Genomic DNA, 14,744 nt, shown 5'->3' on the forward strand with positions numbered 1-14,744 from the left:
TGAAGGCCTACGTTTCGCTATCCGTGAAGGTGGCCGTACAGTAGGTGCTGGTGTTGTTGCTAAGATCTTCGACTAATATTTAGTTGATATCTTGCACATTCTTCATTAGAAGAACATGCATCTGAAAAGGGGAGCTTCGGCTTCCCTTTTTGCTTTTTGTTATAAGTGATCTTTCTAGATCTCTTCCCTAATGTACTGATATTAAAAGTACAAGATCCCCTCCTTTTAACCCTTCTAACTCACCGACTCCCTAACTCATTGAATCTGGTTGCCTGGCCAAAAATCGATATAACAAATTGTTCTTAAAATCGATTAAATGCAACTGGTAATGAGAGTTGTTCTTGTTTATATTACTTTGTGTTAGTCGTCATTTGGTAGTTGGGTATGTACGTTTGTCTTTGTCATGGCATTTCAGATAAGAAAATTAAGAAGTTAGCGATTGATGAAGGTATTACGGACATTCGTGGCATTCGCAAATGCACAGCCTTAGGTAGCCAATGTGGTAAGTGTGTTAAGCAAGCGAAAGAAATCCTCGCTGAAACAGAGCCATTTCGACTAAAACAAGCCAGTTAACACTGGTTTAGCCTTTTTGACACTCTTCTATTTGCTTCTATGTTTAAAGAAGCCAAAGAGGAGGGCTTTATAATGAAAGGCGATCCAATCATCATTCAACATCTCAACAAAGTGCTTGGCAACGAGCTCGTCGCAATTAATCAATACTTCCTTCATGCTCGAATGTACAAAGACTGGGGCTTAAAGCACCTAGCGGAGAAGGAGTATCATGAATCTATTGATGAAATGAAACATGCGGATCATTTGATCGAACGTATTCTATTTTTGGAAGGGCTTCCTAACTTACAAGATCTCGGCAAACTTATGATTGGTGAAGACACCAAAGAAATGCTTGAGAGTGATTTAAAACTTGAAATGGCCGCAATACCGGATCTAAAAAACGCCATTGCTTACGCGGAAGATACTCATGATTACGTCTCTCGCGACTTGTTCCAAGATATCTTAGAAGATGAAGAAGAACATGTTGATTGGTTAGAGACACAACTCGGCTTGATCGATATGACGGGTATCCAGAACTACCTACAAGCACAATATGTCGACGAGGATGATGATTAATCTAGCCCCTCTGAGCATCCAAACAACAGCCTATTTTGTTCAGTAGGCTGTTTTAGTTTCACCATCACATTTTTCTTGCCTCAACTGGTTTCTTTCTGTACTATTCGTGCTCCTTAAACTCGGTCAATTATCTTTAGTTCCTTGCTTCCTCTGGACGACCGGGCCATTTGTGGAAGCTGAATAATCCGTAAGGAGCAACCCATGCGTCATTACGAAATCGTATTCATGGTGCACCCTGATCAAAGCGAGCAAGTTGCTGGCATGATCGAGCGTTACACTGGTTCAATCACTGAAGCTGGCGGTACTATCCACCGTCTAGAAGACTGGGGCCGTCGTCAACTGGCTTACCCAATCAACAAGCTTCACAAAGCTCACTACGTTCTAATGAACGTTGAAGCTGACCAAGCTGTAATTGATGAGCTAGAAACTGCTTTCCGTTTCAACGATGCAGTTCTACGTAACATGATCATGCGTACTAAAACAGCGATCACTGAGCAATCTATCATGCTTAAGCAGAAAGAAGAGCGTGCTCCTCGTCGCGAAGAGCGTGCTGAAGCTAAGCCAGAAGCAGCTGCTGAGTAATTTTTCTTATGACCAATCGAATGGAGCTATCTGGCACCATTGCCAAGCCGCCCATTCGAAGTAAAAGCCCTGGTGGCATTGAACACTGTCGGTTTTGGTTAGAGCATCGCTCTACTGTTATCGAAGCTGAACTACCGAGACAAGTTTATTGTCGTATGCCGGTAGTAGTAAGCGGGCAAAGGTCACAAGCAAACACTCAGAATTTAGTACAAGGCAGTAGCATTAAGGTAAGTGGCTTTGTTACTTACCAGACCGGCCGAAATGGCGTAGGTAAATTAGTGCTTCATGCTGACAACATTACTCAAATTTAAGATCAGGAGATAGCCCATGGCTCGTTTCTTCCGTCGTCGTAAATTCTGCCGTTTCACTGCAGAAGGCGTACAAGAGATTGATTACAAAGACGTAGCAACTCTTAAAAACTACATCACTGAAGCTGGTAAAATCGTACCTAGCCGTATCACTGGTACAAGCGCTAAGTACCAACGTCAACTAGCTCGCGCGATCAAACGTTCTCGCTACCTAGCTCTACTACCGTACACTGACAAGCATCAGTAATCGGTTCGTTTTTAAAAAGAGGAATTAAACAATGCAAGTTATTCTACTTGATAAAATCGGTAACCTAGGTGGTCTTGGTGACACTGTAAACGTGAAATCTGGTTACGCTCGTAACTTCCTTATCCCTCAGGGTAAAGCAGTTATGGCTACTAAATCTAACGTTGAAATGTTCGAAGCGCGTCGTGCTGAACTAGAAGCTAAAGTTGCTGAGCAACTAACTGCTGCTGAAGCACGTGCTGAGAAAGTTAACGCTCTTGAAGCAGTTGTTCTTGCTTCTAAAGCTGGTGACGAAGGTAAACTATTCGGTTCTATCGGTACTCGCGACATCGCTGATGCAATCACTGCAGCTGGCGTTGAAGTAGTTAAGAGCGAAGTTCGTCTTCCTGAAGGCGCACTACGTAACACTGGTGAGTTCGAGATCAGCGTTCAACTTCACTCTGAAGTTTTCGCTACAGTTAACCTACAAGTTGTTGCTGCTGACTAATTCAGTATCAAGACGTATTTTAAAAGCACCTCCTAGAGGTGCTTTTTTTGTATCTGAAGTCAGGAAAGGTTTTAGAAGATAAACAGTAGATTGACTGAGAAGATACTATCAGCTTTCTTGAGACCTTCTGGCACCTTATCGTGGTATTGGCGAGAGTGAGTCAGCTTGAGGGCGATATCTTCGGTGATATTGTTCGTCACACTCAGGTCGGTATCGGTACGTGTGTTACTGCTACCTGAAACCACTGTCACATCAGCAGAGAAAGCTAAGTTATCTAACGCCTGCCAAGAAGTGTTAATGTTGCCACGAAAAATCCCTTCTTGAACCGTTTCAGGGAAGATGATGTCATCATCGTCTATTTCATCTAAGTTAGGCTCTTGATAACGAAAACCAGGACCTACTTCGACTTCTAGCACAAACTTATCGGTATTTGAGAACTGGTAACCTAAACCACCCGATAGTGTGTAATCTTTGAAGTATGCACTATAGCGAGAGTCGACACCTTTAAAGCTGCCATACAGATAGGTTTTAGGACCTAATTTATAGTCACTTTGCGCCGTATAGGTTGATTGTCTTTTATCCTCTTCACCATCTTTATACAGCAAATAGTATTTCCATTCGCCGCTGGTACGGTGACGACCCTCAACATAGGTTGCGTTAAGGCGTGAGTTGAGTGATTGCGAGTCTGAGTTACCTGAGTGGGCCTGATAGCCAAACTCTATTTCGGTGTCCCATGGGGAAGGCAGTTCAATATCCGTGTCGTTTTGCCCAGTATCGTCAGCGTGTGCGAGCATAGAGCCCATTAGGCTGAAACTTATAAGCCAAAGTCTAGACACTCACTACCTCTATATGGATGAAACGAATGGCGCAATAGTAGATTCAAACTGAGCGAATACCGTCAGCAAGAAGTTAATTCTACATTAGAACTCGACAAAGTCTCTCTTTGGTACAGACAATGGCGACATTCTCGTTATAATTAGCGATCTAAAGCAAAGTTGTTGAGCAGATCCATGGCCGAAACCAAAGTAGATAATCGAAATAAAAAGTTTAGAGACGCACAAGTCGATGCGATCAAAGTCCCGCCTCATTCACTGGAAGCGGAGCAGTCCGTTATTGGTGGCCTTCTACTTGATAATGAGCGTTGGGATACGGTATCTGAACGGGTTGTTGCCAAAGATTTCTACAGCCGACCTCACCGCCTAATCTTTGAAGCGGTAAAGACTCTACTCGAAGAAAACAAACCGCTCGACTTAATCACGCTATCCGAGTTCTTAGAGCTACGTGAACAGTTGGATGATGTCGGTGGCTTTGCTTACCTTGCTGACTTAGTTAAGAACACCCCAAGTGCGGCTAACATCAACGCCTATGCAGATATTGTTGCTGAGCGCGCATTGGTTCGTGACCTCATTGGCGTTGCTAATGAAATCGCTGATGCTGGTTATGACCCTCAAGGACGTAACTCAGAAGATCTGCTAGACCTTGCTGAAAGTAAAGTTTTTGCCATTGCAGAGTCACGCACTAGCGAGAATGAAGGCCCGCAAAACGTCGATAACATTCTTGAGAAAACATTAGAGCGTATCGAGATCCTCTACAAATCACCGCAAGACGGTGTAACAGGGGTAAACACAGGTTTCACTGACCTGAACAAGAAAACCGCTGGTCTACAAGGCTCGGATTTGATCATTGTCGCAGCGCGTCCATCGATGGGTAAAACTACCTTTGCGATGAACTTGTGTGAGAACGCGGCGATGGAGCAAGAAAAGCCAGTGCTTATCTTCTCGCTAGAGATGCCAGCAGAACAGATCATGATGCGTATGCTCGCGTCGCTTTCGCGTGTTGATCAAACTAAGATTCGTACTGGTCAGCTTGATGATGAAGACTGGGCGCGTATTTCTTCGACCATGGGTATTCTTATGGAGAAGAAGAACATGTACATCGATGACAGTTCAGGTTTGACGCCAACGGAAGTTCGTTCGCGTGCTCGTCGTATTGCTCGTGACCATGGTGGCTTATCACTAATCATGGTCGACTACCTTCAGTTAATGCGTGTACCTGCGCTGTCTGATAATCGTACCCTTGAGATTGCTGAAATCTCTCGCTCATTAAAAGCATTGGCAAAAGAGTTGAATGTACCTGTGGTTGCGCTATCTCAGCTTAACCGTTCCCTAGAGCAACGTGCTGATAAGCGCCCGGTAAACTCGGACTTACGTGAATCAGGCTCTATCGAGCAGGATGCCGACTTGATCATGTTCATCTACCGCGACGAAGTGTATAACCCAGATAGCTCAATGAAGGGCACAGCAGAAATCATCCTAGGTAAGCAGCGTAACGGTCCTATCGGTTCGGTTCGACTCACCTTCCAAGGTCAATGGTCTCGCTTTGACAACTACGCAGGCCCTGCGTTTGATATGGACGATGAGTAAGCCAATGAGCTACATGAAAGCAGCCACTGCCTACATTAATCTTGAGGCTTTGCAGCACAACCTAGGGCAGATTAAGCAACAGGCGCCACACAGCAAAGTAATGGCAGTAGTGAAAGCCAACAGCTACGGCCATGGCTTACGTCATATCGCTAAGCATGCCAAAGGTGCGGATGCGTTTGGTGTCGCACGTATCGAAGAAGCATTACAGTTACGAGCCTGTGGTGTGGTGAAACCGATTTTATTGCTTGAGGGTTTTTACTCTCAAGGCGACCTGCCTGTTTTAGTCACCAACAATATTCAAACAGTGGTTCACTGTGAAGAGCAGTTGGAGGCACTGGAACAAGCGGAATTAGAAACGCCTGTTGTGGTGTGGCTAAAGATTGATAGTGGTATGCACCGACTAGGCGTACGACCAGAGCAGTACAGCGAATTTGTCACTCGTCTTAAAGCTTGCCGTAATGTGGCTAAGCCACTGCGTTATATGAGTCATTTTGGCTGCGCCGATGAGCTAGATAAAAGCACAACCAATCAACAGACAGAGCTGTTCCTCTCTTTAACCGAAGGCTGTGAAGGTGAGCGTTCGTTAGCGGCGTCCGCTGGCTTACTTGCTTGGCCAGACAGTCAGTTAGAGTGGGTTCGCCCGGGTATTATCATGTACGGCGTTTCTCCATTTAATGATAAGACGGCTCAGGACTTAGGCTATCAGCCAGTGATGACATTGAAGTCGCATTTAATCGCCGTGCGCGATGTGAAAGCGGGTGAAAGCGTCGGCTATGGCGGCACTTGGACCAGCCAGCGTGATACCAAGGTTGGGGTAATTGCGATTGGTTATGGGGATGGTTACCCAAGAACGGCACCGAACGGCACGCCAGTTTTGGTTAACGGCCGTAAAGCGCCGATTGCTGGGCGAGTATCGATGGATATGCTTACTGTTGATCTCGGACCGGATGCCACCGATAAGGTCGGCGATGAAGCGATTCTGTGGGGCAACCAGCTTCCTGCAGAAGAAGTCGCGAGCCATATAGGAACTATTGCCTATGAACTGGTGACTAAGCTGACATCTCGTGTTGATATGGAATACTCCAAGTAAATGAAGCGAAACCACATCAAACAAGTGCTGGTCTTATGTGCCAGCCTTTTTATTTGCGGCCAAGTTAATGCAAAAGAAAAAGATTCTGCATTTGTCCCTTTCTATTTTAGTACTGAAACTTTGGGTAATACATTTGGCGTAGCGGGTGTTGCTAAGGGTGTCGGCCAGCCTCAGGCCGCGCTTTTTGGTATGGCGCTTTACTCTGATAAAGACAGTTATGTCGGCTTTGTCTCTGCATTTAATTATGCTTTGTCGGACAGCTTGCTGTTCAGCACCCAAATGTATCAGGCTCAGTTTAATCAAAACCCGTACTATTTAGGTGAGCAAGGCGATAATAGCTCGGTGACAGGTGATAAAACCGTTACCGATGGCTTTGAGCAGAACTATCAATTTGAGTTTAAATATCTCCTTCCTTGGGGCAATGTTGAAAAACACGGCCTGATGGGGGCTTTCATGCCAGTAAGAGATGTCGACTTTGCCACGCCGTTAGACTCTGGTGTGACGTCGTTGGTAATGACGCCGTTCTTCTCATCGCGTGAATTAGATATTTATAGCCAGCCAGAAAAGGCGACAGGGCTTGAACTGACATTAGACTGGGATAACCGCGATAGCGTGCGTAACCCAACCAAAGGCTCACACACCTCCATTGAACTCACGGTTGCGGGTGAAAGTTGGCAAAGTGATGAGATTTGGACCAAATGGGAGTTTCAAAATAGCCAGTATTTTGCGCTTGGGCCATTGGGTGAGTTGTTTGATCAACAAGTCGTTGCGTTAGACTTTTATACCGCCGATACGCCAAGTTGGGATAGCACTAAGCCACCAGAGCAAGATCAAGTGCGTTTGGGCGGCTTGTATCGACTCAGAGGCTACACTAGCGGTCGTTATCATGGACGCTCTGCAGTGCATTACTCTGCAGAATACCGAGTGTTGCCAGACTGGCAGCCGCTCGATGATATTCCAGTGATCAATTACTACGATCTGCCGTGGTGGCAGTGGGTGGTGTTTGCTGAAGCAGGCCGTGTCGCTGATGAGTATGATGCCAAAACACTCCACACTGATATGCAGTGGAACCTTGGCGGCGCAGTACGCTTTCAAGTCGAAGGTATTGTGGTACGCGCCGAGTTAGCGAAAGGGGCAGATGAAGGCACTTTCCGCGTGATGATTAATCAACCTTTTTAAGCACATAATATGATACTTTGGGAGCCGATTGACTCCCTTTTCGTCTTATTCGCCTTGAAGTGTCGCAATCACGTGGCGACTGCCACCGTGATCTCTGTGCTCACCTAAATAAATCCCTTGCCAAGTGCCTAAAGCAAGTCGTCCGTTGCTAATTGGAATCATGATACTGCTGCCGAGCGTCGAGGCTTTAATGTGTGCAGGCATATCGTCATCGCCTTCATAGGTGTGTTTGTAGTATGGCGCACGCTCAGGCACAAACTTGTTAAAGTGCTTTTCCATATCGTGCCTTACCGTAGGGTCGGCGTTTTCATTGACGGTTAAACTGGCTGAGGTGTGCTGGATAAATAGCTGTAATAATCCGACAGAATAGTCAGCTATTTGTGGTAATTGTTGTTCAATTTCATCGGTAATTAAATGAAAGCCACGTTGACGCGCGTTTAAATGGATGACTTTTTGCTGCCACATACAATGCCTATAATCGAGATTTCGTTAACCAAACGTTAAGCTTAACCTAGCTTGGTGGTAAACTCATAAAGCTAGCATCGGATTTGTTCAAATTTGAACCAGGTAACGTGACCTAACTCAATGTGGGTGAGAGCCGCCTGAGTCATAATGCTGGCCTGAAAAAAAATTACAAAGTCTTGTTTTGTGGCAATTTGCCCTAACATACCTAATATTATTATTTTGCTAAATCGGGGATTCCGCCAGTTTTCGCTAGACTGTATGGAATAAAACCTACTGAACATCGGGATAGACACCATGTTGAAAAATATCAATCCAACGCAAACACAAGCTTGGAAAGCGCTAACTGCGCACTTCGAATCTGCACAAGATATGGATCTAAAAGCACTATTTGCTCAAGATTCAGCTCGCTTTGACAACTTCTCTACACGTTTCGGTGCAGACATCCTAGTTGATTACTCTAAAAACTTAATCAACGAAGAAACGCTAAAGCACCTATTTGCTCTAGCAAACGAGACTGAGCTAAAAGCAGCAATTGAAGCGATGTTCAGCGGTGAAGCGATCAACAAAACAGAAGATCGCGCAGTACTTCATACTGCATTGCGTAACCGCAGCAACAAGCCAGTGATGGTTGATGGCGAAGACGTGATGCCTGCAGTTAATGCAGTGCTAGAGAAAATGAAATCGTTCACTGACCGCGTTATCGACGGCGAGTGGAAAGGCTACACAGGTAAAGCGATCACTGACATCGTAAACATCGGTATCGGTGGCTCTGACTTAGGTCCTTACATGGTGACTGAAGCGCTAGCACCATACAAAAACCACCTAAACCTACACTTTGTTTCTAACGTTGATGGTACGCACATCGTTGAAACACTGAAGAAAGTAAACCCAGAAACAACGCTATTCCTAGTTGCGTCTAAGACGTTTACCACTCAAGAAACCATGACTAATGCACACAGTGCTCGTGATTGGTTCCTAGCGTCTGCTGGTGATGAAGCGCACGTTGCTAAGCACTTTGCGGCGCTTTCAACTAATGCTCCTGCGGTATCTGAGTTCGGTATCGATACAGACAACATGTTTGAGTTCTGGGATTGGGTTGGCGGTCGTTACTCACTATGGTCAGCGATCGGACTTTCAATTGCTCTTGCTGTAGGCTACGACAATTTTATTGAGCTACTAGACGGTGCGCACGAGATGGATAACCACTTCGCGTCTACTGAACTAGAAAGCAATATCCCAGTGATCCTTGCGCTTATCGGCCTATGGTACAACAACTTCCATGGAGCAGAATCAGAAGCGATTCTTCCATACGATCAGTACATGCACCGTTTTGCTGCGTACTTCCAGCAAGGTAACATGGAGTCAAATGGTAAATACGTTGACCGTGAAGGTAATGCAGTGACTTACCAAACTGGCCCAATCATTTGGGGTGAGCCAGGTACTAACGGCCAGCATGCGTTCTACCAGTTGATTCACCAAGGTACTAAGCTGATTCCATGTGACTTCATTGCTCCAGCAGTCAGCCACAACCCAGCAGGCGATCACCACCAGAAGCTAATGTCTAACTTCTTTGCTCAAACAGAAGCATTGGCATTTGGTAAAGATGAAGCGACAGTGAAAGCTGAATTTGCTAAAGCAGGTAAGAGCGAAGAAGAAGCGGCGACACTAGCACCATTCAAAGTATTTGAAGGTAACCGCCCAACTAACTCAATCCTAGTTAAGCAAATCACGCCACGCACACTAGGTAACCTAATTGCAATGTACGAGCACAAGATCTTCGTACAAGGTGTGATTTGGAACATCTTCAGCTTTGACCAGTGGGGTGTTGAGCTAGGTAAACAACTGGCTAACCAAATCCTACCTGAGCTTGCTGATGAGTCTGAAATCAGCTCTCACGATAGCTCAACCAACGGTTTGATTAATGCGTTCAAAGCGTTCAAAGCTTAATTTCCGTCGTACTTGATATTGAAACGCCAGCAGAGATGCTGGCGTTTTTTGTTTTCTTTTCTCTTAAGCCATTGTATCAATGGTGGATTTGGTTTCGGTACTCGCGGTGAACTTCTGACTCAATAGCGCGACGAGCTGATCGTAATATTGCATGTTTGGCTTATTGCCCAATAGCTTACATAGCTCATTGCCGGTAGGGCTGAAGCGGTAATAGAGTAAGCGAACGCCTTTGCTGTGCGCTTGCAGCGAGAGTTGTTTGCCTTGATAGCTTAATGGCAGCGGTGAGTCGAGTTCAATCTCACCAGATTCAAGTTCAGTACCATGCATCAAACCGAGCTCGAATAAGACCAGCAAACTGGAGTAGGGAAGCTGGTAGTTACCGACATTGATGTTGCTGGTCGTATTGCGTTTACCAAAGCTAAAAATCCCCGCTTGAGAGCGGTAGCCCACCAACAATTTCCGGCTGCTATCACCGCCAAAGCTGCACGCAAGAGATGAGGCACGTTGCAGGATTTGCGCTTCTTTTGGCGTCATATCTTGCAAAACTTTCAGCGCTTTCATCGAGGTAGAGCCAGGGTTGGTTACTTCGCGTTTGAGTACCTGCGCCCAGAGTCGCTGCATGGCGTGATTGTGAACTTCTTGTGCCATATCGAAAAATCGATACAGCCAATCTTGGTCTGGATCGCCAGCAGTTTCATCTTTACATGAGATGTGGGCGAGTTTGAGGATTTGTTCTAAGTTCTTCTGGCGCAGTTCTTTACGCTTCTTTTCACGAATCAGCGCGCGCTCAATGGTGGTCTTCTGTGGAGGTTCATTTTGTAACAGGGCATCTAAGCCATAAGTTTGCGCAATGTTGAGAATGCGGCTAGCGCTGTCTTTGATATAACTGGATTTCTTCTCTTGTCGTTGAGAATGATCTGTTTGTTGGTCTATGACAACGGGTTTACTGGTCTCAGACATGCTATTTCCTTAGCCATCAGATGCTTACTATTGATTACTAAATGTACCTCGGAACCTTATTGTCTGCCAGAAAAAGACTGTGAGCCAGCCGATAAAAAAATATTGCTATCAAAAATGATAACAAGTTGTTAAAATTGTTATCATTAAACTTGAGGGGCTTATGAAGTATTTCAATGAGAATAAACTAAAAAAGCACCTGTCAATTGCCCTATTATTACTCGTCTACGTTGGTGTACTAGGCTATTTATCTAGTTACTTAGGCTAATATAGGTAATCAACAGGTTACTTTAGTCGTTAACATCTACATATCATCATATTCGGCAATTTCAGTGCCTTCTATGACATATGCAGTTTCCGCTAGCTCATGGCTAATGGTTTCTGTCTTAAGTGTGCCTATCACGTAAATGACATCCCACAGCTCTTGTACTGGTGCGCCTTTCGGGAACTTCACATAAATGATCTGGTTTGGTGGTGGTGGCGGCACGTGGATACATGCGCCAAAATACGGTACCAGTAGAAATTCTGTCACCATATTTTCATCGCCTTCGAGCGGAATGACGAACCCAGGGATTTTCACCGTACTGCCATTCAGCTCTGGTCGCACACTTCCTACTTTAGATTGTTTCATCACATCACCGGAGTGATCCACGGCAGGCATACCATAGGCATCAAACTGATTGCGTTCGCTCTCTGGAATAAGATCAATCCAATCTAATGTCAGTGTGTCTTCTGCACTGACTGAGTGGGTGGTAAGGCCAACTGAAAATAGGGCCAAGAATAGTAGGATCAGTTTTTTCATATTTATACTCGAATCGTCATACCATCGCTGAGAGACTGCTTATAAGCTCTGAATGCAGGGATAAAGCCGATTATAGTACCAGCAATTTGCACCGCAGCGAGAAGTAACCACTCATATTGGGATAAAGCGATCATTTGTAAATCAACCCCGTATTGTTGCTGGATCAGCGGAGCGGCAACGGCAAGTAGGGCATATAAACCTATAGTGCCGACGATCAAACCGATAAAGGTGAGTACGCTTGCTTCTAGGATCAGTAAGCTAAATACATGGCGCGGCCTTGCCCCCATCGCACGTAGAATGGCCATTTCTCGGCGACGTTCTTGTAAGCTGGTCAGTAGGCTCGACAGCATGCCGAGTAAGCCTGCTATTACCACAAAAACAGAGACCGCCATTAAGGCTTGTTCTGCAACCGACATCATTCCCCATAATTCATGCAATGCGACACCCGGTAAGATCGCACTGAGCGGCTCTTTTGCGTAGGTATTGATTTGCCTTTGCAGGGCGAAGGTTTGAATCTTGGACTTCAAACCTAGCATCATTGCGGTGATTTGCTTAGGTTGAAAGTTCATTTCAAGTAATTGTTCTGCGCTTGGATTATTGCCTAGGTTAGCGCCCGACTCCCAGCCGACATGAATCGCTTCAATAGCCTCAAGAGAAACATGGACGGTCTTATCAACCGGTGTACCTGTCGGAGCAAGAATACCGACTACTTTAAACGGCGTATTGTCATGGCGGCTAAACCCAACATCACTGATGCCGTGTGCGATAACCATTTCACTGCCGATGTGGTAGTTAAGCGAGCGGGCGACATCGGCGCCAATTACTGCCTCAAACAGTCTATTGAATTCTTTACCTTGGCTAAATGCGAGGTTTTGTTTTTGTCCGTAACGGTAGTGCTCGAAGTAACTATGGTTGGTTCCCATAACTCGGAACCCTTTGTGAGAGTCACCTAACGAGATAGGAATCGCCCAGTCGACGGCTCTGTGTTGGCTAAACTCTTGGTAGCTTTTCCAGTCGATATTATTGGTGGCATTACCAATGCGAAATACAGAGTAAAGCAGTAAGTTAACTTGGCCCGAGCGACCACCAACAATTAAATCTGTACCTGAAATCGTGTTGGCAAAGCTGCTCTTGGCTTGGTTACGAATTCGTTCTACCCCAAGGAGTAGGATCACGGATATTGCCACGGTCAGAATGGTGAGGATAGCCGTCACTTTTCGGTTGCGAACACTCTTCCATGCGAGAGAAAGGGTAGGTGTCATAATTGACCTCCGGCTTGATTGAGCTGCTGTAGATTAATGGTGCGATCAAACAGAGGCTCTAGCGTTGGGTCATGGCTGACAAACAGTAACGTCGAATTTGCTTGGTTTACTTGTTCGAGCAGTAGTTCAATAAACGCGCTACGGTTGTCAAAGTCGAGTGATGAGGTTGGCTCATCTGCGATCACAACCTTGGGGTTACCTATTAGTGCTCTGGCAGCCGCGACTCGTTGCTGTTGGCCAATACTCAGTTCAGTCACTGGTTTGTTGAGCAGTGCGCTCGGAAGACGCAGCTTTTCCAATAACTCGGTTGCTTTAGCGGTTAAATCTCCCTCAACCTGCTTTTTTCTTTGTGGGGCAAATTGGCAAGGAAGAGTGACATTTTCAATCACACTAAGGTAAGGCAGCAAGTTGAACTGCTGGAATATGTAGCCAATATTATTGGCGCGAAACTTATCTCTCTGGCTACCTGACATCTTGGTTAGCTCTTCACCGAGTAAAGAGACTTGACCCGAGGTTGCGGTATTAATTCCAGTCAGGAGTCCGAGTAAGGTTGATTTTCCACACCCACTTGGTCCCTTGATAAAGAGATGTTCGCCGTGAGTGACGATTAACGAAGGAATATCGAGCGTAGGAGCGTCATTACCTAGCCAGGTAAATGTGACTTGAGTAAGCTCAACCACCGAAGAATGGTCTGTCTTAGTCATAATTGCAGTCCGAATCAAATGAAGTGGCCTAGATAAGGCTAGGCCACTTTAAAACATTAAAGTGAGATTTTGCTTTCGCCTTTAGAGAGCTGCATTGCTGCTTGCTTAGTATCGGTTAATACATTCACTTGAATCGTTTCTGTATTCGGGAAGTGAGAGAACCAGTTGGTATTAATCTCATCTAATTTTGCGATGTCACTACATTCGAAGTGATACTCAATGGTGAACTCACCGTGAGAAGATGAGTGTCCTTCATGGTCATCGTGATGATCGTGGCCTTTATGGTCGTCATGATGCTCATGATCATCGTGGTGATCGTGGCTTTTATGCTCGTCATGATGCTCATGATCATCGTGGCCTTTGTGGTCGTCATGGTGCTCATGGTCATCGTGATGATCGTGACCTTTATGCTCGTCATGGTGTTTATGGTCATCGTGATGATCATGACCTTTATGGCTATCTTCACCTAAAGTATGACGCACTGACTTGTGCTCAACCTTACAACCCGCACTTGCCGCAAGGGTAAAGATACTATTGGCATCGTTCAGCTGGGTTACTGCGGCTTCAAGTTGATGTTTTTGTTCGTCAGTCTGAGGTGCGTGCTCAAAGCCGACCACATCAGCCCCTGGCGCAGTGATTTCCATCAGTAGTTCGTTAGCATCTTGAGCGATATTAAATTCAACCACACCGTGGACGTGGGCACTGTGTTGACGAAAACCTTCTTCTGCTTGAGCAAAGCTGCTTACTGCTAGAGTGATACCAAGTGCGATTGGAGTAATCTTGTTCATTGTCTTTCCTGAAAATATTGTAATGCAGAGTGATAATCACAGAGCGTGGTTGCCTGTGAATCCAGTATTTTTAATATTGTAATCAAGAGGCTGGTGGTGAGCGGGCTAGGTAAGCAAAGAAGACGCTTTCTACAAAGTAGTAAAATGACTCAAGGCGATGGGTTTCGGATGACGTTATCGCTGGTAGCGTGACGACAAAGGTACTGGCGCCATGCAGAGCGCAGGCAAAGAGCTGGCAATGATGCTGACTGTGTTGTGACTGCGGTAATTCATATTGGTGCTCAATGTACGCAAAGTTTAGCCACAGCACGAGTGCAATGGCGCAGACAGCGGTTCGTGTCGAAACTAAGCGAAATAGAGACAAAGCGATCTCATCAG

The 14,744-nt window shown here is 45.5% G+C and carries 19 protein-coding genes; 11 read left to right on the forward strand and 8 right to left on the reverse strand.

What is annotated here, in order from left to right:
• The 7 genes from ACHUFZ_RS16210 to rplI form a co-directional block, all read left to right on the forward strand.
• Positions 1-76, forward strand: a 76-nt coding sequence (locus ACHUFZ_RS16210) for an EF-Tu C-terminal domain-related protein (protein WP_446557682.1), incomplete at its 5' end; no start/stop codon positions are given.
• 308 nt (positions 77-384) lie between these two features.
• Positions 385-573: a (2Fe-2S)-binding protein gene (locus ACHUFZ_RS16215; RefSeq protein ID WP_053441728.1), complete on the forward strand. Its 189-nt coding sequence runs from the start codon at positions 385-387 to the stop codon at positions 571-573.
• A 72-nt stretch (positions 574-645) separates the two neighbouring features.
• The gene (bfr, locus tag ACHUFZ_RS16220) at positions 646-1,128 is read left to right on the forward strand and encodes a bacterioferritin (RefSeq protein ID WP_134835096.1); all 483 of its coding nucleotides are present in this window, start codon (positions 646-648) and stop codon (positions 1,126-1,128) included.
• Between the two features lie 201 nt (positions 1,129-1,329).
• On the forward strand, positions 1,330-1,710 hold the full coding sequence (gene rpsF, locus ACHUFZ_RS16225; protein WP_005472655.1) for a 30S ribosomal protein S6: 381 nt from the start codon (positions 1,330-1,332) through the stop codon (positions 1,708-1,710).
• Between the two features lie 8 nt (positions 1,711-1,718).
• A complete protein-coding gene (gene priB, locus ACHUFZ_RS16230) occupies positions 1,719-2,021 on the forward strand; it encodes a primosomal replication protein N (RefSeq protein ID WP_394127952.1) in 303 nt (100 codons plus the stop codon).
• Between the two features lie 16 nt (positions 2,022-2,037).
• On the forward strand, positions 2,038-2,265 hold the full coding sequence (rpsR, locus tag ACHUFZ_RS16235) for a 30S ribosomal protein S18 (RefSeq protein WP_000090472.1): 228 nt from the start codon (positions 2,038-2,040) through the stop codon (positions 2,263-2,265).
• A gap of 31 nt (positions 2,266-2,296) precedes the next feature.
• Positions 2,297-2,749 carry a 50S ribosomal protein L9 gene (gene rplI / locus ACHUFZ_RS16240; protein WP_004415819.1) on the forward strand — a complete coding sequence of 151 codons (453 nt, stop codon included), beginning with the start codon at positions 2,297-2,299 and terminating at the stop codon, positions 2,747-2,749.
• Positions 2,750-2,820: 71 nt separating this feature from the next.
• Here the strand turns inward: rplI and ACHUFZ_RS16245 are convergent, their stop codons facing one another.
• Complete coding sequence (locus ACHUFZ_RS16245) at positions 2,821-3,585, reverse strand: DUF481 domain-containing protein (RefSeq protein ID WP_394127953.1); 765 nt, start codon at positions 3,583-3,585, stop codon at positions 2,821-2,823.
• A 174-nt stretch (positions 3,586-3,759) separates the two neighbouring features.
• Here ACHUFZ_RS16245 and ACHUFZ_RS16250 point away from each other — a divergent pair, with 174 nt between their 5' ends.
• From ACHUFZ_RS16250 to ACHUFZ_RS16260, 3 genes are read left to right on the forward strand one after another with little or no spacing between them, the layout of a single operon-like run.
• Entirely contained in the window at positions 3,760-5,172 is a 1,413-nt protein-coding gene (locus tag ACHUFZ_RS16250) for a replicative DNA helicase (RefSeq protein WP_394127954.1), read from the forward strand.
• Between the two features lie 13 nt (positions 5,173-5,185).
• Positions 5,186-6,262, forward strand: a complete 1,077-nt coding sequence (alr, locus tag ACHUFZ_RS16255; protein WP_394128038.1) for an alanine racemase — start codon at positions 5,186-5,188, stop codon at positions 6,260-6,262.
• Positions 6,263-7,441, forward strand: a complete 1,179-nt coding sequence (locus ACHUFZ_RS16260) for a BamA/TamA family outer membrane protein (protein WP_394127955.1) — start codon at positions 6,263-6,265, stop codon at positions 7,439-7,441.
• A gap of 45 nt (positions 7,442-7,486) precedes the next feature.
• Here ACHUFZ_RS16260 and ACHUFZ_RS16265 read toward each other — a convergent pair whose 3' ends face one another.
• A complete protein-coding gene (locus ACHUFZ_RS16265) occupies positions 7,487-7,906 on the reverse strand; it encodes a secondary thiamine-phosphate synthase enzyme YjbQ (protein ID WP_394127956.1) in 420 nt (139 codons plus the stop codon).
• A gap of 294 nt (positions 7,907-8,200) precedes the next feature.
• Between ACHUFZ_RS16265 and pgi the strand changes: the two genes are divergently transcribed.
• Positions 8,201-9,853 carry a glucose-6-phosphate isomerase gene (gene pgi, locus ACHUFZ_RS16270; RefSeq protein ID WP_394127957.1) on the forward strand — a complete coding sequence of 551 codons (1,653 nt, stop codon included), beginning with the start codon at positions 8,201-8,203 and terminating at the stop codon, positions 9,851-9,853.
• Positions 9,854-9,916: 63 nt separating this feature from the next.
• Here pgi and ACHUFZ_RS16275 read toward each other — a convergent pair whose 3' ends face one another.
• From ACHUFZ_RS16275 to ACHUFZ_RS16300, 6 genes are all read right to left on the reverse strand, one after another.
• Positions 9,917-10,813: a TIGR03899 family protein gene (locus tag ACHUFZ_RS16275; RefSeq protein ID WP_394127958.1), complete on the reverse strand. Its 897-nt coding sequence runs from the start codon at positions 10,811-10,813 to the stop codon at positions 9,917-9,919.
• A 301-nt stretch (positions 10,814-11,114) separates the two neighbouring features.
• Positions 11,115-11,612: a DUF3299 domain-containing protein gene (locus ACHUFZ_RS16280; protein ID WP_394127959.1), complete on the reverse strand. Its 498-nt coding sequence runs from the start codon at positions 11,610-11,612 to the stop codon at positions 11,115-11,117.
• Between the two features lie 2 nt (positions 11,613-11,614).
• Positions 11,615-12,874, reverse strand: a complete 1,260-nt coding sequence (locus ACHUFZ_RS16285; protein WP_394127960.1) for an ABC transporter permease — start codon at positions 12,872-12,874, stop codon at positions 11,615-11,617.
• Positions 12,871-13,578, reverse strand: a complete 708-nt coding sequence (locus ACHUFZ_RS16290) for an ABC transporter ATP-binding protein (RefSeq protein WP_394127961.1) — start codon at positions 13,576-13,578, stop codon at positions 12,871-12,873. The genes ACHUFZ_RS16285 and ACHUFZ_RS16290 overlap by 4 nt, the downstream gene beginning before the upstream one ends.
• Before the next feature lie 56 nt (positions 13,579-13,634).
• Entirely contained in the window at positions 13,635-14,366 is a 732-nt protein-coding gene (zrgA, locus tag ACHUFZ_RS16295) for a zinc uptake protein ZrgA (protein WP_394127962.1), read from the reverse strand.
• 82 nt (positions 14,367-14,448) lie between these two features.
• Positions 14,449-14,730, reverse strand: coding sequence for a DUF2607 family protein (locus tag ACHUFZ_RS16300; protein ID WP_394127963.1), 282 nt, complete (start codon positions 14,728-14,730; stop codon positions 14,449-14,451).
• Positions 14,731-14,744 lie beyond the last annotated feature (14 nt).

Source organism: Vibrio hepatarius (assembly GCF_043642085.1).
Lineage (GTDB): Bacteria > Pseudomonadota > Gammaproteobacteria > Enterobacterales > Vibrionaceae > Vibrio > Vibrio hepatarius_C.